Here is a 20,275-nt window from a genome sequence, read left to right on the forward strand (position 1 = left end):
AACCGCCGTAAAAAAGAAATGTATGGAAGTGGTGGAATAAATATGATATTTGGAATTAAAATAAAGAACATATTATTTATACTTATAGGTGCTGCCATTATGGCGTTTGGACTTGTCAATTTTAATATGCAAAATAAACTTGCCGAGGGCGGTTTTACAGGAATTACTTTATTATTTTATTTTTTATTTAAATGGGACCCTTCTTATTCAAACCTGATACTGAATATCCCACTCTTTTTTATTGGGTGGAGAATTTTGGGCCGTAATGCTTTTATTTATACCATTATAGGAACCGTGGGGGTTTCCATTTTTTTATGGATTTTTCAGCGCTATAGTATCGATATGCCACTCCAACATGATCTAACTTTAGCAGCATTATTTGCAGGTGTGTTTACTGGGATTGGATTAGGAATCATTTTCCGAACCGGAGGTACTACTGGCGGGGTAGATATAATAGCCCGACTTGTTCAAAAGTATGTTGGATGGAATATGGGCAAAACCATGTTTATTTTCGATTTTTGCGTTATTGCCGTTTCATTATCGTACTTAAACTATAAACAAGCAATGTATACTCTAGTTGCCGTTTTTGTCAGTGCCCGAGTGATAGATTTCATGCAGGAAGGTGCCTACTCAGCACGTGGTGCCATGATCATTTCAGAGAAAGAAGAAGAAATTGCCGAAAAAATAATGGAAGAAATGGACCGTGGTGTAACAGCCCTTCGTGGGTATGGATCCTATACAAAAAACGAACGTGATGTATTATATTGTGTCGTCGCCAAGAACGAATTAATCCGCCTGAAAAATATCATTACCTCGGTTGACCCACATGCATTTATTTCCATTTCAGTGGTACACGATGTCCACGGTGAAGGGTTTACACTGGATGAAAATAAAATGCCCATTAAAGACTAAAAAGCAATGTCCAAAGACAGGACATTGCTTTTTTTAATCTTCACTTCTATTCATTCCGGTAAAGATCAAAACAAGTCTTAAAAGCTCTAAAACAGCAACAGCTGCTGCAGCTACATATGTAAGTGCGGCCGCATTTAAAACCTTTTTAGCCTCTCTTTCTTCACGATTAGCGATTAACCCAAGGGAAACAACTTGATCCATTGCACGATTGGAAGCATTAAACTCAACAGGTAAGGTAATGATTTGAAATAGAACGGCTGCAGCCATAAAAATAATTCCAAGTAACAGCAGTCCACTTAAATGAGCAAATATTCCAATCATAATAAGAATCCAAGATGCATTTGAACCTAAATTAGCAACAGGAACTAAGGCATGGCGGAACCTGAGGAAGGTAAAACTTTCTGCATCCTGGATTGCATGTCCACATTCATGTGCCGCAATAGCTGCAGCCGCAATAGAATTACCATGAAAATTTTCTGGTGAAAGTCGAACGGTTTTGCCCCTTGGATCATAATGATCACTGAGGAAACCTCGCCCTTCTTCAACCCCTACATGATACAAGCCGTTAGCATTTAAGATTTCCCTAGCAACTTCAGCTCCTCTACGATAAGTTGATGTTGGTACCCGTGAATATTTCGCAAAGGTATTTTTGACTTTCATTTGTGCCCAGATAGGAACAATAATAATAATGGCAAAATAAATAAGATAATACATAATGTCCTCCAAATCAGCTCGTGGTGTTATTGGCAGGATGTCAAGCCAATTAGATGCATCAATCCTTTAAATCTCTTGACCGGTTTTTTTTCAGATCTTTATCAGCTTGATACTTTCTCCAGCCCACATACGATAATGTCATGATAATTATGCTTCCTGTCGAAATGATTACCCACCATAATGATGGATCCGCATCATCTTCTTCCATATTAGCAAACAGATTTTTTAGGTCTGTGTCTAAGGCATTTAATTCCTGCTGATTTTGTGAATCCTGGATAACTTGAGAACGATATTCATTTATAAAGTCAATTCTTGCATCTAATCTTTGAATATTCTCTACAGGAACATCAATTTTCATACTAGGATAAATGACATTATATAGAGATAGAAATGTGTTAAAGTTTGTATGAAAATGGGCCGCATCACCCTTAACTGCAGCATCCTTAGCGTGGTGAAAGGCCGACATAATTTGTTCTTCCATTTCAGTCCATAAAGGCTGATGACTCGTTGCTACCGCATCAATAACAAGTCGGAACTTTGTTAGTTTATTTAATCTTTCCTCATATTTCATGTTGGGACTAACTGCGGCTTCCATTGCTTCATCATGTGAGGTATTTACGATTCTAACCTCGTCCATTGATAAAGGGGGTTCTGCCCCATTTATGCTCGTAAACTGGTCAGAAAAATAATCGAGCATTTTTTTTGCGTCTTCATATCTTTGGAACTTGACCATTTGAAGAGCTTCATCTGAAATATCATCCAGCTTCTCCATTGGCGATTGTTGTTCGGCATATACAGTTATGGGAGTGAGCAACATGATAATTGCTAAAAAATATAACCATCTAACTTTCAATCCTTGTCCCCCCTTTCATTACTAATAAAATGTATGTTGGGTTGGACAAGGTTAGACCATCTTCTATTATTTTATTTCAAGTATAAATCGTTTTGGTCTAATGACAAGATAGTAGGCAATCCCCAATGATAGGATCGATAACCAGAAAGTAAAATAGCCAATATTCGGGGTATATTGGTCAAGCATGTGATAGCTTGGCATCATAAAAAAAACGTAATCAATCACATCATTATGAAGTGTCCAAATGGCGGTTACGATTAGATGCCACCCTTTAAATCGATAGAAGGGTGCATACAGAATCCCCTGTACCGCCATTGCGAAATGAGAAAAAATCAACATATAGCCTATCCAATCCAGTTCACCTTGAACAAAATAGACAAGAATGTTCATAACTACAGCCCAAATTCCATATTTAAAAAGAGTAACAATTGCTAAAGCTTCAATCAATGGCCAATTTTTCCGTAATAAAAATGCTAACAGGACAAGTACAAAAAATAAACTAGCTGTAGGACTATCCGGTACAAAGGCTAAAAAGATTGCTGGCGTTTCTTTAAGCTGCCATCCATACCAATAATACCCGTACACAGTTCCAGCGATATTAACAAAAAATAAAAGCTTTAGGATCGACCGATTTGCCAAGAGAGGATAAATAGAACGCACAAATAACTCCCCGTTTCATAATTTTTCTCTTACTATTGAATAAGAAAAGCGCATGGCGCTAGACTGTAGAAACTTATAAATTCTTATATTATGTAGAAAAAAGCTGACGAAAGAACGTCAGCTTTTTATAATTTATCTTTATTTTCCAAGACCAGAGATATACTCTGAGAGCTTAGTAAGTTCTTCGTCAGTTCCCTTGAAGATACCAGCTGGCATTTTGCCACCTTTACCTTCTTTAGCAATTTTCGCTACCTCTTCAGCTGATAAACCTGTACCAATTAATGTCGGTGCTCCAGCTCCACCTTGAAAGGCATCTCCGTGACATGTGATACATGTATTATCACTAGCGATTTTATACCCCTCGCTAGTTTTATCAACATCTACTTTTGCCACAATTTTTCCTTGACGTTCTGCTGCTGCCCAGTCATGCGTTGCAACAGATTGCCAAGTTAAAAATACAACTCCAGCAATGGCTAATAGCATAAAGCTAGTAGCAAGCGGTCTCTTTCTTGGGCGACGTTCAGGGCCTCGATCAAGGAACGGTGCCAATAATAAACCACCAAACATTAGACCAGGTATAATCATTGAACCAATAACATTATATGGACCAGATGCAAATGTATATTTTAGCAATTGATATAAAAATAAGAAATACCAGTCTGGTAGTGGGATATAGCCTGTATCAGTCGGATCCGCAATCCTTTCAAGCGGAGCCGGATGTGCAACTGTTAGACATAAAAAGCCGACAAGAAATACGGCACCTATCATCCATTCTTTTAAAAGGAAGTTAGGCCAGAATGCTTCTGTTTTACCAGGATATTCTGAGTAATCTTTCGGAAGTTTCGGTGTGCGTGATTCAGGTGCTGGAACACGTGAGTCACCTACGAACTTCATACCTTTACCGCGATGCATTGAACAATCCCCTCCTTTTTTCCGTATTAAATTATTACTATGTCTGAAATTTTTTTTCTTAAAGTGGTCCAGAAATACCTTGTCTGCGAATCATTACAAAGTGTGCTGCCATTAATCCAAATAATACTGCTGGTAGGAAGAACACATGAATCGCAAAGAAACGAGTCAATGTTTGCGCACCAACAATATGTTCATGACCTGCTAATAGTACTTTCACGTAGGAACCTATAAACGGTGTCGACTCAGCAATCTGTAGACCTACTTTTGTTGCAAACAGCGCTTTCATATCCCAAGGTAATAAATATCCAGTGAATCCTAAGCCTAGCATCACGAAGAAAATAAGTACTCCGACGATCCAGTTTAATTCACGTGGCTTCTTATATGCTCCTTGGAAAAAGACGCGTAATGTATGTAAAAACATCATGACAAGTACTAAGCTTGCTCCCCAGTGATGCATTCCACGTACTATTTGTCCAAAAGCAACTTCATTTTGCAGATAATAAACTGATTCCCATGCATTTTTAATATCCGGTACATAGTACATTGTTAAGAACATACCAGAAAGAATTTGAATGACTGTTACGAAAAAAGTCAGACCGCCAAAGCAGTAAACAAACGCTGAAAAATGGTGCGCTGGGTTAACATGCTCAGGAACTTCATGGTCTGCGATATCGCGCCACATAGGCGTAATATCTAAACGCTCATCTACCCAGTCGTAAATTTTGTTTAACAAAGATTACGCCTCCTTCCGTGGTTCTGCTTTCCCTAAATAAAGGAAACCATCTTTTTCCTTGAATGGATATACATCAAGCGGTGCCAGTGGTGGTGTACCAGCGATGTTTTTTCCATTTTTCTCATATCGACCATAGTGACATGGACAGAAGAACTGATTTGGATGTTCCTTATCAGTATTCCAGTTAACCGTACAGCCCAAATGTTTACATACTGGTGATAATGCTACAATTTTATCTGTACTCTTATCCCGATAAACCCAGGCAGTATTGGTAACCTCTGACTCATACCAAGCATCCTTTTGTTTAAAAGTAAAATCGACCCTTACTGGTTCATCAGTTAATTCAGAAACTTTTTGCTTGGTTGCAATAAAGTCTCCGCCTCCTTCTGCTTTTAAAACAGGATCCACAGCGAAACGTACCATTGGCATTAACATACCGGCAGCCATAAATCCGCCTACACCAGTTAATGTGTAGCTTAAAAATTGACGTCTTGAAACGCGTTCTTTACTCATGTTTATCCCCCCCTCTATTCATGAAGTTAAGTCCAGCGGACAATAATTAAACACATATAAAACTAGGACATAACAATGATATATCAATCTGCAGGCAAGGTCAATATCATACTATTTTAAAAACATATAATCTGCAGGTTTTTACTAATTTTCATTCCATTTTTGCGTGAAGAAAGTCGATATTTGTTTCACTTGGCTATCGATCAATCCTATTTTTTGCGAGTCATTCATATCTTCTAATGGTATCGAAGGAAGCCATAATAATGGACCTCCTAAACTTTGCTCGTGGGACCGCCAATCTAGCTCAGACGTGATGTAAACAATATGCTTAAAATCACTCTTTACGATGTTATCCTCCCACTTTATTAATTCACTTAATACTTTTTCACTATCTTCACTTTTTAAATATGTAAATGGCGGAAATAATAAAATCCTTCCTGTGAATTGCCTTTCTAAGTGACTTGTCAATAGTGTAATAAATTCAACCATTGCAGCCGATTGTTTCATTTCCCCCCCAAATGCTATTGAATAGATTGGGATCACAGCTGTATCCACATACTCAATGGCATCCAATGTGGTTTGAACCTCTTGAGGAATCCATTTCATTTATTTGCACCAACCTTTTGAATTAACTAGTCCTATAATATCATTTTTTCCTAACATAATAAAAGTTAAAGTGGAATTTTTAGTAATTTCCTTCATTATCAAGGTGATTTGCCTCTCGAAGCAGAAAAAAGGAAGCCTGCTTATCGCAAACTTCCCTTTTTTTCTGTCATTGAAAGTTGATTTAATTTTTCTGTTAATTCCTTGAATGTTTTTCGATCTTGTTTATCCAATGCTTCATCAATTAATTGCAATAGCTTTTCACGTTGAAAACGTTCAATACTTTTTTGTATGAATTGTTCAGCAATGATGCCATCCTTTTCGTTCACTTGCAAATGTTTCGGAACAAATGGATTCTCTTCGAGTACAGCAGCATATTGATGGGCCTGATTGGAGGCATGAAAATTTAATTGAATAAAAATATCTTCATCTCGATTTAACCGAATATCATGAAAGGACTTTTCTGCATCTGTTGTCATAACATTCTCCTTGTAAAAACGAAATGGTACTTTATCAACACAATGTGTCGACATAATCAGGCCACGCGGACAATATTGGGCTTGCTCAACAAAATGTACCTTTTCCATAAGTTGATCATGGCTCATTAAATAGTTAAGAATCCACACACATTCTCTTCTCTTCAATTGATAATGATTTAAAAACCAGCGAATAAAGTCCTTCTTCTCGTTGACAGAAACAGGGGTTGCCATAATAGTTTCCCTCCTCTGCATAATCAGCTTTTTATTCTTTCACATCAGTAAGACGTTCCAGTAAATCCAAATACTCAACGTTTGTTGGATCCCCCATTAGTAGCTGTTTAAAAATTTCGGCGGCTCGGTCGTTTTTTCCTTCCTCAATTAGAAAATATCCATAATCCTGTAAGAATGTTTCATTATTCTTAAAGAAAGTATATGCACTTTCATATTTGTCTGATGCGTATGAATATTCTTCAAGTTTATCATGTGCAAGGGCAGCGTCCCAAATAAGCTGCGGCTCTTCATCTCCCACAATATCTAGTTGAGAAATTAATTCAACCACATCTTCATATCGTTCTTGCTGAAAAAAGAGCTTGTTAAGTGTAATGGCAGCTTCCATAAAGCCAGGATCGAGGGCAAGAGCATCACGGAAATATTGCTCCGCTTCTTCTACTTTCCCGAGCTTAATAGACATTTTTCCACCAAAGAAAAATAGTTCTTTATTAAAATCATCCTGTTTAATACCCTCTTTAATAGCGAATAAACTATTTTCAAGCTCCTCTTCTCTCTCATATGCTTTAGCAAGATGTAAGTATAGTGAATGATATTCCGGGTCAAGCTCTTTTAATTCCAAGAACTTTTCAATAGCTGTACGATTATATCCAGCCTGCAGTGCTGTAAATGCATAGCCGAATAAAGTGTTAATCTCTAATTTTTGAACTAATGCCTTGTCATAGAAGCCAAGTGCCTCTTCAAAAGCTCCGGAAGCACTTAATAAGTCTGCCATTCGCCCATTAATATTGACTCCAGCAATTTCACTTTCTTCCATTAAGACTGTCTCATAGGCGTTCATGGCCTTAATCACTTCACCCTGCTCACTGTATAGCTCGCCTAAGGCAAAATCAATGATGATTTCATCGGGTAATATTTCCTTTGCCTTTAATAGCTTTCTTTCACAAACTTCATAGAGTCCCTGGATCTGATAGAGATCAGCTAACAATAATAATGACTGTCCAAAATTTGCATCCTGTTCTGAAATTCTTTCCAAAACAAGGATGGCCTCTTCCTCTTCTCCTGCTTCTACTAATATTTCACCCAGCAGGACAAGGAGTTCCCCTTCCTCAGGATATATTACTAATAGGTTTTCAACTAATGCTTTTGCTTCAGATAGAAAACCATATTGGTATAGTTCTTCTCCTAAGAGAAATTTTTCTTCTGGAAGACCGCTTTGTAATACAACATTATATTCACTTAAGGCCTCATTATGTTGACCATTTTCTAACAAGCTAATTATTTTATTTACTCGATCCATTGGCTTTACCTCTTCTCCCCCTTGATATTACAAAGAAAAATAAGATGGGGTTCGCACCTTAACATGTTCTCCATTTCCAGGTGTAAATAAAACTTTCTTTCCTGCTCGGACAACTTTTCCTTTGTTTACTGTAACTAAGAGTCTATCTCCATGATAATGAAATAAACCTTGTTCATCAACATTATTGATTTCCCTATCTTTTAAATATAGGTTATAACTTAATTCTGTGCCATTCATTAGACTGGCTTTTTGCGGGTATAGCCCCATTTTGTTTAGCACTGAGATAGATAATGGCTGATTTTCTTGCAGCTCCTCATATAGGGCTGGTATTTTTTCCTTCTGCATTATATCATTCCATTTCGACAGAACCACCTTCGCTTCCTTCTTTTGCGAAGTGGAAATTATAGGGATGATTGGACAATTAAAGGGAAATAAAGCTTCTCTTATCCATCCCCAAGGTATAGTCTCCAGGAACTCACTATCCTGAAGATCAATAAATAATGCTGGAATTTTCAACTTTTTACAAATCCTAATAAATGCTGGTGTAATAAGACGTGTCGGGATCTTAACCCCGATAACATAATCAATTGGACTACTGATTAAGGCCGTTTTTAATTCATTAATTCTGTCAGAAAGTTCATTTGCATAGTTGATTGCAACATAGGTAACCAAAGTGGTGCATCCTTTTAGCAAAAAATGGTCAATTAAACTAGTCTTTAAATCTTGAAAGGCACCTTGAAGGGGTATTTTCGAGCTTAACATGACAAAGGATGGGGTCATAATATACGGTTCAACATCCATCTTTATAAAACGATAGTGTTTGAATCCAGATTGATTGGCTGTTATTCGATTTCCTGTAATTAACAATGAACTCGTAGTTACCTCTTTGTCCTTCAGGATATTGGCATTTTCAATGATATACATCGTCCCAACCACCTTTTCCAAACGAGCACTTTCACAATCTCTTCTTTAAGACAAGCTATGCAAAAAAAACATAACCTATGACTTACAAAAAAAGAAAAGCTGCACGAAAATGCAGCTTTTAGCGGATAAGGCTATTTAAGTGTGGGAAAAAGTTTGGGTACGAAACGGAAATAGCATCTGATTTCTCAAGTTGAACTTCATTCGTACATAGGAGTGCTGCAATCGCAAGCATCATGCCAATACGATGGTCGCCATGGCTTGAAACCTTTCCTCCCAATAAATTAGATTTTCCGTTTATAATCATTCCATCAGCTGTTGCTTCTATGGAAGCACCTAGTGTCCGTAACTCCTGCACGACCGTATCAATCCGATTAGTTTCTTTAACCTTTAATTCTTCAGCATCTTTTATGACCGTTTTCCCTTCAGCCTGTGTTGCCAAAAGAGCAATGATCGGAATTTCATCAATTAACCTAGGAATTAAATCACCTTCAACAATCGTGCCTTTCAGCTTGGATGTCTTAATAATAAGATCCCCAACAGGTTCAAACGATTCATCATTCTGCTGAACAACCTCTAAGTCTGCCCCCATCCTCTTCATAACCTCAATAATTCCGGTTCTCGTTGGATTCAGACCGACATTTCTTAACACAATTTCACTTTCTGGTAAAATCGCACCCGCAACAAGAAAGAAGGCAGCAGAAGAGATATCGCCAGGGACGAATATGGTCGAAGCCGTCAATTTTTGTCGACCCGTAACAGTAATGGTTTTATTATCTTTGTTGATTTCTCCCCCGAATTGTCGAATCATTCTTTCCGTATGATCACGAGTTTCAGTTGGTTCTATGATCGTCGTTTCACCATCAGCCTGAAGTCCTGCTAGGATGATGGCAGACTTTACTTGTGCACTAGCAACAGGAAGCTCGTAATGAATGGGCTGTAATTGTCCTCCACGAATGGAAATGGGAGTATAAGACCCGTTTTTCCGACCGTCCAGTTTGACACCCATGGCAGTTAAAGGACCTGTTACCCTTGTCATCGGTCTTTTTCCAATCGATTCGTCACCTACTAGAGAAGTGTGAAAGGCTCTCCCTGCCAATATTCCCATTAATAACCTAATCGTTGTCCCAGAATTGCCAACATCTAATACTTCATTTGGTTCAACTAAACCGTCAAACCCCTTACCGATGATTCGAAGTTCATGACCATTTTCCTCGATCGTAACTCCCAGCTTTCGAAAACACGAAATGGTACTTAAACAATCATCACCTGGAAGGAAATTTGTAACCCTTGTCTCACCGTGCGCAATTGCACCAAACATGACGGATCTATGCGAAATAGATTTATCTCCTGGTATAGTTACCTCTCCAACTAACCGAGTTATGTTATTCTTAAGTTTATATGACGACATCAAAATCACCTTTTTAATAATATCAGAATTAGTTCAATACACTTGTTAAATATTCCCAGTCCTATCCATTTAGCTTTTATACTTTCTTAAGAACCAATGGTAGTTGCATAACTAGAATAACTCCCAATACACTGTTCTGCCATTTGACGATCCTGTTCTGTTTGAAAACTAATTACCAAAACTCCATTTATATCTTCACGTGTTTCTAAGATACGAATATTTGTTATACTAATATTTTCCTTCGCTAAATAGCCAGTGATCTCGGAAATGACACCTGGATAGTCTGGTACATCAACAAACAAATCATAAAATGATGGAATCGCACCTTTTTCTTTTTGAGGCAATCCATCGCGGAATTCCTTTGCTTGTTTAAAGTAATTGAATATGCCAGTACTATTTTTATTTTCTAATAATACTTTAACCCCGTTCATTTCAATTGACCACAAATTAAGTAATTCAATCAAGGTGTCACGATTGTGCAGCAAAATATCCTTCCACATCTCCGGGCTACTAGAAGCAATACGTGTAATATCTCGAAAACCACCCGCTGCAAGACGAGGGATCAGACTTTCTGATTCGGAAAGTTTTTCAGTTTGCCTTACTATCGATGCAGCAATAATATGGGGAAAATGACTAACGATACCTGTTAAATAATCATGATTTTCCGGTGTAACGGTTAAGAATTTAGCATTTGTACCCTGTAACCAATCCTTTAAAAGGATTATCTCGGAATTCTCTATATGCTCTTCTGGCGTTAACAAGTAAAATGCATTTTCAAATAATATTTCTTTTGCAGCTGAAACCCCGCTTTTATGAGAACCTGCCATTGGATGCCCGCCAATAAACGTAATCCCTCGCTGTTTTAAACTAATAGCACTGTTTACTATTTTCCCCTTTGTACTGCCAGTATCTGTTACAATCACTTTTGGATTTAATGGTAATTCAGATAGGAGTAGGATGATTTCTTTCGCTTCATTTACCGGTGCTGCAATAATGATTAAATCAGCGTCAATTGCCCCATCCGAAATATTTTCGGCTATTTCATCAATAACTCCTAACATTTTAGCAAGTCTAGCTTGTTCCTTATTAATATCATACCCGACGATGACTGCTTCGTTATGTTCTTTCTTAATACATAATGCTAAAGAACCGCCAATTAACCCTAAGCCTACAACAAAAACACGGCCTTTCACTTTTCATCCCCCTATTTTAGAGAAAACTACTAATTTCCCCTGTTCGCTTCTAAAAATTCACTTAATACCTTAAGGACGCCTTCATTTTGTTCTGAGGAGCCTACTGTTATCCTAACCGCTTTCGGAAAGCCGAGCGCTTTTCCAGAGCGTACAATATACCCTCTCTCCTGCAGATATTGAAAAATCAAATCTCCATCTACTTTAAAATCTATAAGGATAAAGTTAGTTTGTGTAGGATAATAGCTTAGTTGGTTTTCTTCACAAAATAGATAAAACTGTTCTAGGCCTTGCCTGTTCTTCTCTTTGCAGTCTGTAACAAACTCCTGATCATGGATCGCTTCACTTGCCGCTAATTGTCCGATAGAATTTACATTAAATGGCTCTCTAGCTGGCTCGAGTGCTTTGATAATCGCTCGATTAGCCACTCCATAACCCACGCGGAGTGATGCAAGTCCATATATTTTTGAGAATGTTCGAAGGACTATTAAATTCTCGTACTGACGTGTTAGCTTAATGGAATCATAGTAATCTTCTGCCACGACATATTCAAAATAAGCCTCATCAACCACAACAAGAATATGTGAAGGTACTTTTTCTAAAAAAGATATTAATTTATATTCCGGAATATATGTACCTGTTGGATTGTTTGGACTACAAACCCAAATAACATTCGTCTGTTCATCAATGGCCCCTAACATTGCATCTAAATCATGGTCTCCATTAACAAGCGGAATTTCCTTCACAATAGCCCCTTCGATTATGGCATTATGCTTATATTGAGAAAATGTTGGCGAAGCCATTATCGTACTTGCATCCGAATGGAGGAGAGCACGGGATATGATTTGAATAAGGTTATCAGAACCATTTCCAAATATCAGCTCATCCGCATCTACTTCTAAAAATTCTGCCAGTGTCTCTCTTAATTTTGTAGCATAACCGTCGGGGTATAGAGCCAAACTAGGTTGATACGTTTGGAGAGTAGAAAGTACCCTTGCTGAACAGCCAAAAGGATTTTCATTGGATGCTAGCTTGACAATCCGCTCTAGGTTAAATTGCCTTTTTACTGCCTCGATTGATTTCCCTGGTTGATACGGAGTCAGTGTTAGTAACTGCTCTTTCCATCTCATTTTTCCCACTCCAATCATGAATGTTTCTTTTACTAACTGTTTTCTGTATGATTTCATTGCTGCTTTAGATCTGGTCGAAGCACCTTAGCACCTCTTAGGTAAACATGGACCACATCTTCCTGAGGAAGATTGGTATTTACGTGCATCATAATTCTAACGCACATTTTTAGCGAATTGGGCACAGGTATTTCTCGCATACACATAACTGGTACATATGTCCAATCGGCAAATTTTCGTAATGCCTTTGCTGGAAAGGCTGCATCTACATCTTCCGTCGTTGAAATGAACACAGAGGCAACACTGTCAGGTTGAATCTGATTAAGCTCAATTAGGTTGGTCACTAGTTCCTCAGTAGCAGAGACAATAGCCTCTTCAGTATTCGCACAAACCGTCGTTGCTCCCCTCACCCCTCTAATCATGAAAAAATCCCCCTAAATTATAAGCGTTTTAACTCATTTAATAATTTTATTTCAGATATTTCCTGAATGGTTGGTTGTCCAATTTTCTCTAATAATACAAATCTGATTGACTCACCAACGGACTTTTTATCCTGCTTCATCCTATCGATTAAACTCTCAAAGGAAAGATGCTTAGGAATATTCGTTTGGTAGCCCAACAGCTTCACCCAATTGACGAACTCATCTAGCTGAAAAGTTAATCCAAGAAGGTCCCTGCTTAGCTTCAACGCAAAAATTGTTCCTATCATAACCGCTTCACCATGGGTAAAGTTTCCATAACCCATTTCAGCCTCGATTGCATGCCCAAGTGTATGCCCTAAATTTAGATAGGCCCGCACACCCATTTCTTTTTCATCTTGAGAGACAAATTCGTTTTTTATCTTGATTCCCTTAACTAAGGAATCAGAGAGTTGTTCTGCAGTTAATAAATTCAAATCATGTATATTCATTTTTAACCAATCGTAAAAAGTTGAATCAGAAATTAGTGCATGCTTAATAACCTCAGCAAACCCTGAACGGATTTCTTGAATTGGCAACGTTTTTAAAAACTCAAGATCATAAAAGACGGCTTCTGGTTGATAAAAAGCACCAATCATATTCTTCCCTAAGGGGTGGTTGATGGCTACCTTCCCACCAACAGCACTATCATGAGCCAAAATCGTCGTTGGCACTTGAATAAACGGGATTCCTCTCATAAAGGATGCGGCCACAAAACCAGACAAATCTCCGACTGCCCCTCCTCCAAAGGAAAGAATCACTGATTTTCGATCAAGACGGTTCTCAAGCGCTGTTGAAAGTGCTTCATAAAAAACTTCAAATGTTTTAGCTTTCTCTCCAGTTGGTGCAGTATAAATAATCGGATTCCATTGCTTTAGTGCGACCTGCAACTTTTCCAGGTGAATATTTGCAACTGATTCATCTGTAATAATTAATATTCTCGTAAGGTTTGTAAAATGTTTCGATAAAAACGAGTCAAGTTCATTTCTAATTCCTTCTCCTACATAAACAGGGTATTGTTTTGACTCTGTTTGGATTTGAATGGTTTCCATTAAAACTCCCTCGCATATTCACGCTGCCGATTTATATCATCGGCAAAAGTATCAAAACGATCACTATTGAATTGTTCTACCAGGGCATTCGCTAGCTCCCACGCTACAACATGCTCTGCTACAACCGCTGCTGCAGGAACTGCGCAACTGTCAGATCGCTCTACACTTGCTGCAAAGGGTTCTTTCGTCTCAATATCGACACTCATTAATGGTTTGTAAAGTGTCGGAATTGGTTTCATCACGCCTCTGACCACAATCGGCATACCCGTGGTCATTCCCCCCTCAAATCCACCTAAGCGATTGGTTTTCCTGTAATATCCCCGTTCATTGTCCCAACCGATTTCATCATGTACTTCACTGCCAGGTTTTCTTGCAGCCTCAAAACCAATCCCAATTTCCACACCTTTAAATGCGTTTATACTCATAATAGCTGCAGCTAATTTCCCATCTAATTTACGATCATAGTGTACGTAACTACCGACACCAGCCGGCATCCCTGTGGCAATCACTTCTACAACGCCGCCAATGGAATCGCCATTTTTCTTAGCCTCATCAATGGCTGACATCATTTCCTGCTCAACTTGTGGATCGGCAACCCGAACTGGAGAACTTTCTGTCCTCTTTTTTAATTCCTCTACCGATAACGATGAATCTACATTCGCTTTAATTCCACCAATTTCGACGACATGCGAAACTAGTTCTATACCTACTAGAGATAATAGCTTCTTGGCGACAGAGCCGGCAGCTACTCTTACAGTTGTCTCTCGCGCTGAAGATCGTTCAAGAACATTTCTCATATCTCGGTGCCCATATTTAATGGCACCATTTAAGTCAGCGTGGCCCGGTCTAGCTCGAGTTACCTTACGTTTCATTTCTTCCTCTTGATTTTCATCTATCGCTTCAATACCCATGATTTTGGTCCAGTGCTTCCAATCATTGTTTTTCACAACTAGAGTGACTGGAGACCCAAGTGTTTTTCCATGACGAACCCCCGATACAATCTCCGCGGTATCCTTCTCTATTTGCATTCTTCTCCCACGACCATAACCTTTTTGCCTTCTAGCCAGTTCTTCATTTATATCTAATGCTTCTAGCGGTATTCCCGCTGGCAAGCCCTCTACTATTGTTGTTAACTGTGGACCATGGGATTCCCCAGCAGTGAGATATCTCATTCCCATACTCTTTCCCCCTTCAACTCATTAAAGAATTATGTACCAATATAACATATCAAGCGAAATAAACATAGTATAACTATTCAGAAAACGACCGAAAAGTTTTTGAAATCGGATACAAAAAAAGGCACTCATATAAACTATACAAGTGCCGATAAGCATTAAATTAGTAGATCCATTCGTTAACTAGCTTTGTATATTCCACTACTCCGCTATCTTTAAAAAACAAACCAATCTCACGCTCAGCACTCGTTGGAGAATCAGAGCCATGAATCACATTCTTACCAACTGTTAGACCAAAGTCCCCACGTATAGTACCTGGAGCTGCATCCTTTGGATTCGTTGAACCCATCATTTGACGAGCCGTTGCAATGACATTTTCTCCTTGCCATACCATAGCAAAAACTGGACCTGAAGTAATAAAATCTACTAATTCACCAAAGAATGGACGTTCCTTGTGCTCGCCATAATGTTCCTCAGCAAGCTCTGTTTGGATGTTCATTAACTTAGCTCCAACCAATTGGAAGCCCTTTCTTTCAAAACGTGCAACGATTTCTCCTATTAGGTTACGCTGTACGCCATCTGGCTTTACCATCAAAAAAGTTTTTTCCATGAATTCCACTCCTAATTAATTATGTATGTTGATTGTTAGCAGAGAACAATCCATGGAAATATTAACATTTTTTTGAATATTTAGCAAGGTGAAAAAAAGAATACTGCTGATTCTTAAAATTTTCGTCTACCTATGGATTTAGCAATATCACGAAGTGTTTTTTTAGCCTTATTCTCCGGCAGTTCATCTAAAACTGCGATTGCTTTATCTAAATAATGATCACTTAAAGCGATCGATTTTTCAATGGCTCCTGTTTGTTTAATAAGGGAGATTATTTTCGCGATATCCTCTGAGTCCATCTCTTCATGGACCTTCGCAATTTCCCTACGTACTTCTGGATCCTCCATTGCGTACAGAGCTGGTGCTGTAATATTTCCTTGTAAAAGATCACTTCCAGCTGGTTTACCCAGTTCCTTCTCTGTGGAAGTGAAATCTAATATATCATCAATAATTTGATATGACATTCCCACATAATACCCAAAACGATATAGTTTCTTGTGGACGTCTTCTTCAACTCCTGCAGCAATTGCACCTAGTTGGCAACTAACAGCGATTAACAAGGCTGTTTTTCGCTTGATGCGACGGAGGTAATCGCGCAGGTTCTGATCGAAACGGTATTTATCTTTTATTTGCTGTATTTCCCCTACCGTCACTTCAACGATTGTATTCGCTAAAATTTTGTGAGCAGCCGGTTTTTCTATATTTGTCATTAATTCTAAGGCTAAGGCAAAAACAAAGTCACCTGTATACATGGCAATTTTGTTATCCCATTTCGATTTAACGGTTGGTTGACCTCTACGAAGGTCTGCATCATCAATCACGTCATCATGGACAAGCGAAGCCATATGAATAAGTTCTAACGCAACTGCCACATTTTTCATCACATGAATATCATAATGACCAAATTTACCTGCAAGCAAAACAAAAACAGGACGAATTCTTTTCCCTCCGGCTTGTAATGTATGCATAGAAGCCTGTCGCAAGAGAGGAGACTTTGGTTGAATCGTCTCTTCCAGTTCTTTTTCGATTATGTTAATATCCGAATTCAAAAATGAATACATCATTTTTAATTTCATTTGTATTCACCCAGCTTTTCATCCTGTCTTCAATATCTATGAATTATTCTTTTTACCGATATGAACTGCGGCTGCACCGCCGCTATATGATTTGTATTTTACGTCTTTGAAGCCTGCTTGTTCAAACATTTTTGCGAGCTCCCTCATCCCGGGAAAATCACGTGCAGATTCATGAAGCCATGAATATTCTCGATAGCTTTTAGCTAACAATTTACCGAACAATGGCATAATAAAACGGAAGTAAAAGTAATAAAGTTGTTTATAACCGATTAAGGTAGGCTGAGAGGTTTCAAGACAGACAGCAATGCCTCCTGGCTTTACTACTCGATTCATTTCCTTTAGAACTTGCAGGTAATCCGGGACATTCCTTAAGCCAAAGCCAATGGTAACATAATCGAAGCTATTATCAGGAAAAGGAAGTTCCATGGCATTCCCGTGGATTAGCTTGATTTGGTCATAACCTAGACTTTCTACCTTTTCTATACCAACATTCAGCATATTTTGACTAAAATCTAAACCAGTTACTTCACCTTTTGGGCCAACTGCTTCTGCTAAAGCAATTGTCCAATCTGCTGTTCCACAGCATACATCAAGTGCTTTTGAACCTGGTTGGACATTCATTCTTTTCATGGTGTCTTTTCGCCACTTGATGTGTTGCTGAAAACTAATAACAGAATTCATTTTATCATAGTTATCAGAAATCTTTTCAAACACATTGTGAACACGCTGTTCTTTCGATTCCTGCATGGTTTACCCTTCTTCCACAAATGTTTTTGCAAATGGCTGGTATTGATTTAACAACGAATTAATCCTGTTTTCTAGCAGGTCATTTAAGAAAGGAAGTTGATTCAATCCTTTTTCAATGACATTTTTCGATTCCACTAAATAGTGATCACAAATTTGTACTAATTGATTTCGTTGTGCACCAGTTAATTCTTCCAATTTTGATTCATTACCCGAAAAGATAATTTTCTTTAATGATTCAAATAAAACTGAGTTTTCCAATTGAAAGTATAGCTTTTTTTCATTCAATAATCGCTTAAAAAGTAAGAAATGCGCAAGAAAATCGTTCCATAAGTCTACTTTGAAAAAATCAGAGAGCTTCGTAAGAATGGAGCTTTCAATCCGCTTCATGCTGGTCATCAGTGTTTCTATGCCTTCTAACTCACTTTGGTAGAGGAGAATCTTATTTTCATTGACCTCTTTAACACCTTTTGAGAGTGATTTAATCATCGAAACATCTTCCGAATCTGCGAGAAGTTTATAATATAAGCCGCTAAAATAATCCCCTGCAAGAACCGTTAGTTGTCGATTTTTTTCATCACTCGAAGAATTGGAAATATGTTCATGGGTATCAAGGGCTATTTGAATCAACATAGTCGACAATGCATAATTCTGAACTTCTTTAAAAGACAATTCGAGTCTTTCCATTATTGAAACAAGGATAAGAAGTTTATCCTCATCAATAATTGGGGTTTCAATATGTTCAAGCAGATAAGAGTTATAAACTCTTTTTTCAACCTGCTCCTTAATTATTGCATATTTTTGACGAATGTCCTGCACTCTAATCACCCTTGCTTCCCCGAAGTAATATCATTATGTATTATTTATTGTCTATTTTAAAATAATTTTCATGCCAAAAAATCAAAGAAAAGCACACTCATTCTCTTTTAAATAAGGCAAACAACATTATACCATAAAAGGCATCCAATCTGCAGATATTCACAAAATAATCATTTATCAATCATGATCGATTATTTTTCGTTGACAGCCTCTGTATAGTCCATTTATTTCTTCATTTCAGAATCGATTTCACCAAATTGAGTAAGAATTTTAGCATTACCCCTGATTTTTATAGCGGATGTATGCTCAGTAAATTGAGCAATGAGAACTTCTCCATTATCAAGTTTTTCAGAATGATGAAATCTTGTATCAGTACCTCTGGTTAGACCAATCACACTAACACCATCATCGATCGCTTTAATGACAATATAATCACTATTTTGCAGATTGCGCTTTTCCAATTTAATCACTCCAAATATGTTAGAAATAATCGACACTAATATTTTATTAAGGAGAGTACTTCAGAACGAGCGATCGCATCATCAGCGAGAACGCCACGAACTGCCGTTGTGATTGTTTTCGAACCAGGCTTTTTCACGCCACGCATGGTCATGCACATATGTTCCGCTTCCACTACGACCATAGCTCCATGTGGTCCTAGTTTTTCCATAATACTATCGGCAATGGTCGACGTAATCCGTTCTTGTAATTGTGGTCTTTTGGCAACAGCTTCAACAGCTCGAGCTAATTTACTTAAGCCTGTTACACGACCATTTTGTGGAATATAAGCAACATGCGCCTTCCCAAAAAACGGTACTAGATGATGTTCGCACATCGAATAAAAAGGGATATCCTTCACTAGTACTAATTCTTCATGATCTTCACTAAAAATAGTTTCAAAATGCTGTTTCGGATCTTCATTTAATCCGCTAAATACTTCCTCATACATTTTTGCTACTCGTTTTGGTGTATCAAGGAGACCTTCACGATTTGGGTCTTCTCCGATAGCTTCCAATATTAAACGCACCGCCTCTTCGATTTGGGCACGATTGACTTCTGACATACAGTATTCCTCCTAAAGGTATATCTATCAAGTATAGACGACAAATACATATTAGCACATTCTTTTCAATGCAAGCAAAAAATTTGGAGCTCTTTGCTTTATGAGACATCTGATTGGCACTCAAATAAATATTCGATGTTCCCCAAAGTAAAAAGGCCATGGAATAATCCATGACCTTTTTGCCTAAGCAAGATCGCTTAAAGCAATAATTATGTAATTATTTTACTGCGTCTTTAAGCGCTTTACCTGGTTTGAAAGCTGGAACCTTGCTAGCAGCGATTTCGATCTCTTCACCTGTTTGTGGGTTACGACCTTTACGGGCTGCGCGTTCGCGTACTTCAAAGTTACCAAAACCGATTAATTGTACTTTATCACCATTTTTTAAAGCATCTAAAATCGCATCAAAAACAGCATCAACTGCTTTTGTAGCGTCCTTTTTTGAAAGCTCGCTAGCTTCAGCAACTGCATTAATAAGTTCTGTCTTGTTCATGCCATTCACCTCCTCCCGAAGAAATTATCAAGATTCGTAAATAAGATTACTTATCTACATTTCTAAACAATTTTTCTAATTTCTATACGTCATAGCGTTGTTTTATTACCAAAGTAATCCCATTTCGACTACTTTCATAGCGGAAATCTATTTTTTTAATAAAAACCTTATCAAATAAAGGTTTCAAGCACTATAACGTAATTCTGTTAAAAGATTATCATAATCAATTCAG

General features: G+C 37.9%; 24 protein-coding genes. 1 reads left to right on the forward strand and 23 read right to left on the reverse strand.

Going from position 1 to position 20,275, the window contains the following annotated elements:
• Positions 1 to 42 precede the first annotated feature (42 nt).
• Positions 43 to 912, forward strand: coding sequence for a YitT family protein (locus TY15_RS00835; RefSeq protein ID WP_040208375.1), 870 nt, complete (start codon positions 43 to 45; stop codon positions 910 to 912).
• Positions 913 to 945: 33 nt separating this feature from the next.
• On the opposite strand, the gene TY15_RS00840 is transcribed toward TY15_RS00835, so the two are convergent.
• From TY15_RS00840 to hbs, 23 genes are all read right to left on the reverse strand, one after another.
• On the reverse strand, positions 946 to 1,626 hold the full coding sequence (locus TY15_RS00840) for a zinc metallopeptidase (RefSeq protein WP_040208373.1): 681 nt from the start codon (positions 1,624 to 1,626) through the stop codon (positions 946 to 948).
• A gap of 58 nt (positions 1,627 to 1,684) precedes the next feature.
• On the reverse strand, positions 1,685 to 2,479 hold the full coding sequence (gene ypjB / locus TY15_RS00845; protein ID WP_040208371.1) for a sporulation protein YpjB: 795 nt from the start codon (positions 2,477 to 2,479) through the stop codon (positions 1,685 to 1,687).
• A gap of 66 nt (positions 2,480 to 2,545) precedes the next feature.
• Positions 2,546 to 3,139, reverse strand: coding sequence for a lipoprotein heptaprenylglyceryl N-acetyltransferase LhaT (gene lhaT / locus TY15_RS00850; protein ID WP_040208370.1), 594 nt, complete (start codon positions 3,137 to 3,139; stop codon positions 2,546 to 2,548).
• Between the two features lie 138 nt (positions 3,140 to 3,277).
• Positions 3,278 to 4,051 (reverse strand): menaquinol-cytochrome c reductase cytochrome b/c subunit, encoded by a 774-nt coding sequence (locus TY15_RS00855; protein ID WP_040208368.1) that lies wholly within the window; start codon positions 4,049 to 4,051, stop codon positions 3,278 to 3,280.
• A 58-nt stretch (positions 4,052 to 4,109) separates the two neighbouring features.
• The gene (gene qcrB / locus TY15_RS00860; RefSeq protein ID WP_040208366.1) at positions 4,110 to 4,784 is read right to left on the reverse strand and encodes a menaquinol-cytochrome c reductase cytochrome b subunit; all 675 of its coding nucleotides are present in this window, start codon (positions 4,782 to 4,784) and stop codon (positions 4,110 to 4,112) included.
• Positions 4,785 to 4,787: 3 nt separating this feature from the next.
• Positions 4,788 to 5,297, reverse strand: coding sequence for a QcrA and Rieske domain-containing protein (locus tag TY15_RS00865; RefSeq protein ID WP_040208365.1), 510 nt, complete (start codon positions 5,295 to 5,297; stop codon positions 4,788 to 4,790).
• Between the two features lie 144 nt (positions 5,298 to 5,441).
• Positions 5,442 to 5,903, reverse strand: a complete 462-nt coding sequence (locus TY15_RS00870; protein WP_040208364.1) for a YpiF family protein — start codon at positions 5,901 to 5,903, stop codon at positions 5,442 to 5,444.
• A gap of 140 nt (positions 5,904 to 6,043) precedes the next feature.
• Positions 6,044 to 6,610, reverse strand: coding sequence for a ReoY family proteolytic degradation factor (locus TY15_RS00875; protein ID WP_040208363.1), 567 nt, complete (start codon positions 6,608 to 6,610; stop codon positions 6,044 to 6,046).
• Between the two features lie 31 nt (positions 6,611 to 6,641).
• Entirely contained in the window at positions 6,642 to 7,907 is a 1,266-nt protein-coding gene (locus tag TY15_RS00880; RefSeq protein ID WP_040208362.1) for a tetratricopeptide repeat protein, read from the reverse strand.
• 27 nt (positions 7,908 to 7,934) lie between these two features.
• Positions 7,935 to 8,831, reverse strand: coding sequence for a hypothetical protein (locus TY15_RS00885; RefSeq protein WP_040208360.1), 897 nt, complete (start codon positions 8,829 to 8,831; stop codon positions 7,935 to 7,937).
• Between the two features lie 118 nt (positions 8,832 to 8,949).
• Positions 8,950 to 10,239: a 3-phosphoshikimate 1-carboxyvinyltransferase gene (gene aroA / locus TY15_RS00890; RefSeq protein WP_040208359.1), complete on the reverse strand. Its 1,290-nt coding sequence runs from the start codon at positions 10,237 to 10,239 to the stop codon at positions 8,950 to 8,952.
• Between the two features lie 86 nt (positions 10,240 to 10,325).
• Positions 10,326 to 11,432, reverse strand: a complete 1,107-nt coding sequence (locus tag TY15_RS00895) for a prephenate dehydrogenase (protein ID WP_040208358.1) — start codon at positions 11,430 to 11,432, stop codon at positions 10,326 to 10,328.
• 29 nt (positions 11,433 to 11,461) lie between these two features.
• Positions 11,462 to 12,559, reverse strand: coding sequence for a histidinol-phosphate transaminase (gene hisC, locus TY15_RS00900; protein ID WP_040208474.1), 1,098 nt, complete (start codon positions 12,557 to 12,559; stop codon positions 11,462 to 11,464).
• A 53-nt stretch (positions 12,560 to 12,612) separates the two neighbouring features.
• Positions 12,613 to 12,978 carry a chorismate mutase gene (gene aroH, locus TY15_RS00905; RefSeq protein WP_040208357.1) on the reverse strand — a complete coding sequence of 122 codons (366 nt, stop codon included), beginning with the start codon at positions 12,976 to 12,978 and terminating at the stop codon, positions 12,613 to 12,615.
• 17 nt (positions 12,979 to 12,995) lie between these two features.
• The gene (gene aroB / locus TY15_RS00910; RefSeq protein ID WP_040208356.1) at positions 12,996 to 14,066 is read right to left on the reverse strand and encodes a 3-dehydroquinate synthase; all 1,071 of its coding nucleotides are present in this window, start codon (positions 14,064 to 14,066) and stop codon (positions 12,996 to 12,998) included.
• Positions 14,066 to 15,238 (reverse strand): chorismate synthase, encoded by a 1,173-nt coding sequence (aroC, locus tag TY15_RS00915; RefSeq protein ID WP_040208473.1) that lies wholly within the window; start codon positions 15,236 to 15,238, stop codon positions 14,066 to 14,068. The genes aroB and aroC overlap by 1 nt, the downstream gene beginning before the upstream one ends.
• Positions 15,239 to 15,404: 166 nt before the next feature.
• A complete protein-coding gene (gene ndk, locus TY15_RS00920) occupies positions 15,405 to 15,851 on the reverse strand; it encodes a nucleoside-diphosphate kinase (protein ID WP_040208355.1) in 447 nt (148 codons plus the stop codon).
• Positions 15,852 to 15,964: 113 nt separating this feature from the next.
• Positions 15,965 to 16,927 carry a heptaprenyl diphosphate synthase component II gene (hepT, locus tag TY15_RS00925; RefSeq protein ID WP_040208354.1) on the reverse strand — a complete coding sequence of 321 codons (963 nt, stop codon included), beginning with the start codon at positions 16,925 to 16,927 and terminating at the stop codon, positions 15,965 to 15,967.
• Between the two features lie 36 nt (positions 16,928 to 16,963).
• Positions 16,964 to 17,674, reverse strand: coding sequence for a demethylmenaquinone methyltransferase (locus TY15_RS00930; RefSeq protein ID WP_040208352.1), 711 nt, complete (start codon positions 17,672 to 17,674; stop codon positions 16,964 to 16,966).
• A gap of 3 nt (positions 17,675 to 17,677) precedes the next feature.
• Positions 17,678 to 18,499 (reverse strand): heptaprenyl diphosphate synthase component 1, encoded by an 822-nt coding sequence (locus tag TY15_RS00935; RefSeq protein ID WP_040208351.1) that lies wholly within the window; start codon positions 18,497 to 18,499, stop codon positions 17,678 to 17,680.
• Positions 18,500 to 18,714: 215 nt separating this feature from the next.
• Complete coding sequence (gene mtrB, locus TY15_RS00940; protein WP_040208349.1) at positions 18,715 to 18,951, reverse strand: trp RNA-binding attenuation protein MtrB; 237 nt, start codon at positions 18,949 to 18,951, stop codon at positions 18,715 to 18,717.
• Positions 18,952 to 18,986: 35 nt separating this feature from the next.
• Positions 18,987 to 19,553 (reverse strand): GTP cyclohydrolase I FolE, encoded by a 567-nt coding sequence (gene folE, locus TY15_RS00945; protein WP_040208346.1) that lies wholly within the window; start codon positions 19,551 to 19,553, stop codon positions 18,987 to 18,989.
• 217 nt (positions 19,554 to 19,770) lie between these two features.
• The gene (gene hbs / locus TY15_RS00950; RefSeq protein WP_024030636.1) at positions 19,771 to 20,043 is read right to left on the reverse strand and encodes a non-specific DNA-binding protein Hbs; all 273 of its coding nucleotides are present in this window, start codon (positions 20,041 to 20,043) and stop codon (positions 19,771 to 19,773) included.
• Positions 20,044 to 20,275: the final 232 nt, after the last annotated feature.

The sequence above is a fragment of the Neobacillus jeddahensis genome (assembly GCF_000612625.1).
Classification (GTDB): domain Bacteria; phylum Bacillota; class Bacilli; order Bacillales; family Cytobacillaceae; genus Neobacillus; species Neobacillus jeddahensis.

Excerpts from the sequence above, each read along its gene's own strand:
- TY15_RS00835 (WP_040208375.1), top strand. The coding sequence starts at position 43 with ATGATATTTGGAATTAAAATAAAGAACATATTATTTATACTTATAGGT.
- TY15_RS00840 (WP_040208373.1), bottom strand. The coding sequence starts at position 1,626 with ATGTATTATCTTATTTATTTTGCCATTATTATTATTGTTCCTATCTGG.
- TY15_RS00855 (WP_040208368.1), bottom strand. The coding sequence starts at position 4,051 with ATGCATCGCGGTAAAGGTATGAAGTTCGTAGGTGACTCACGTGTTCCA.
- TY15_RS00865 (WP_040208365.1), bottom strand. The coding sequence starts at position 5,297 with ATGAGTAAAGAACGCGTTTCAAGACGTCAATTTTTAAGCTACACATTA.
- TY15_RS00870 (WP_040208364.1), bottom strand. The coding sequence starts at position 5,903 with ATGAAATGGATTCCTCAAGAGGTTCAAACCACATTGGATGCCATTGAG.
- TY15_RS00875 (WP_040208363.1), bottom strand. The coding sequence starts at position 6,610 with ATGGCAACCCCTGTTTCTGTCAACGAGAAGAAGGACTTTATTCGCTGG.
- TY15_RS00880 (WP_040208362.1), bottom strand. The coding sequence starts at position 7,907 with ATGGATCGAGTAAATAAAATAATTAGCTTGTTAGAAAATGGTCAACAT.
- TY15_RS00885 (WP_040208360.1), bottom strand. The coding sequence starts at position 8,831 with ATGTATATCATTGAAAATGCCAATATCCTGAAGGACAAAGAGGTAACT.
- aroA (WP_040208359.1), bottom strand. The coding sequence starts at position 10,239 with ATGTCGTCATATAAACTTAAGAATAACATAACTCGGTTAGTTGGAGAG.
- hisC (WP_040208474.1), bottom strand. The coding sequence starts at position 12,559 with ATGAGATGGAAAGAGCAGTTACTAACACTGACTCCGTATCAACCAGGG.
- aroH (WP_040208357.1), bottom strand. The coding sequence starts at position 12,978 with ATGATTAGAGGGGTGAGGGGAGCAACGACGGTTTGTGCGAATACTGAA.
- aroB (WP_040208356.1), bottom strand. The coding sequence starts at position 14,066 with ATGGAAACCATTCAAATCCAAACAGAGTCAAAACAATACCCTGTTTAT.
- aroC (WP_040208473.1), bottom strand. The coding sequence starts at position 15,238 with ATGAGATATCTCACTGCTGGGGAATCCCATGGTCCACAGTTAACAACA.
- ndk (WP_040208355.1), bottom strand. The coding sequence starts at position 15,851 with ATGGAAAAAACTTTTTTGATGGTAAAGCCAGATGGCGTACAGCGTAAC.
- hepT (WP_040208354.1), bottom strand. The coding sequence starts at position 16,927 with ATGAAATTAAAAATGATGTATTCATTTTTGAATTCGGATATTAACATA.
- TY15_RS00930 (WP_040208352.1), bottom strand. The coding sequence starts at position 17,674 with ATGCAGGAATCGAAAGAACAGCGTGTTCACAATGTGTTTGAAAAGATT.
- folE (WP_040208346.1), bottom strand. The coding sequence starts at position 19,553 with ATGTCAGAAGTCAATCGTGCCCAAATCGAAGAGGCGGTGCGTTTAATA.
- hbs (WP_024030636.1), bottom strand. The coding sequence starts at position 20,043 with ATGAACAAGACAGAACTTATTAATGCAGTTGCTGAAGCTAGCGAGCTT.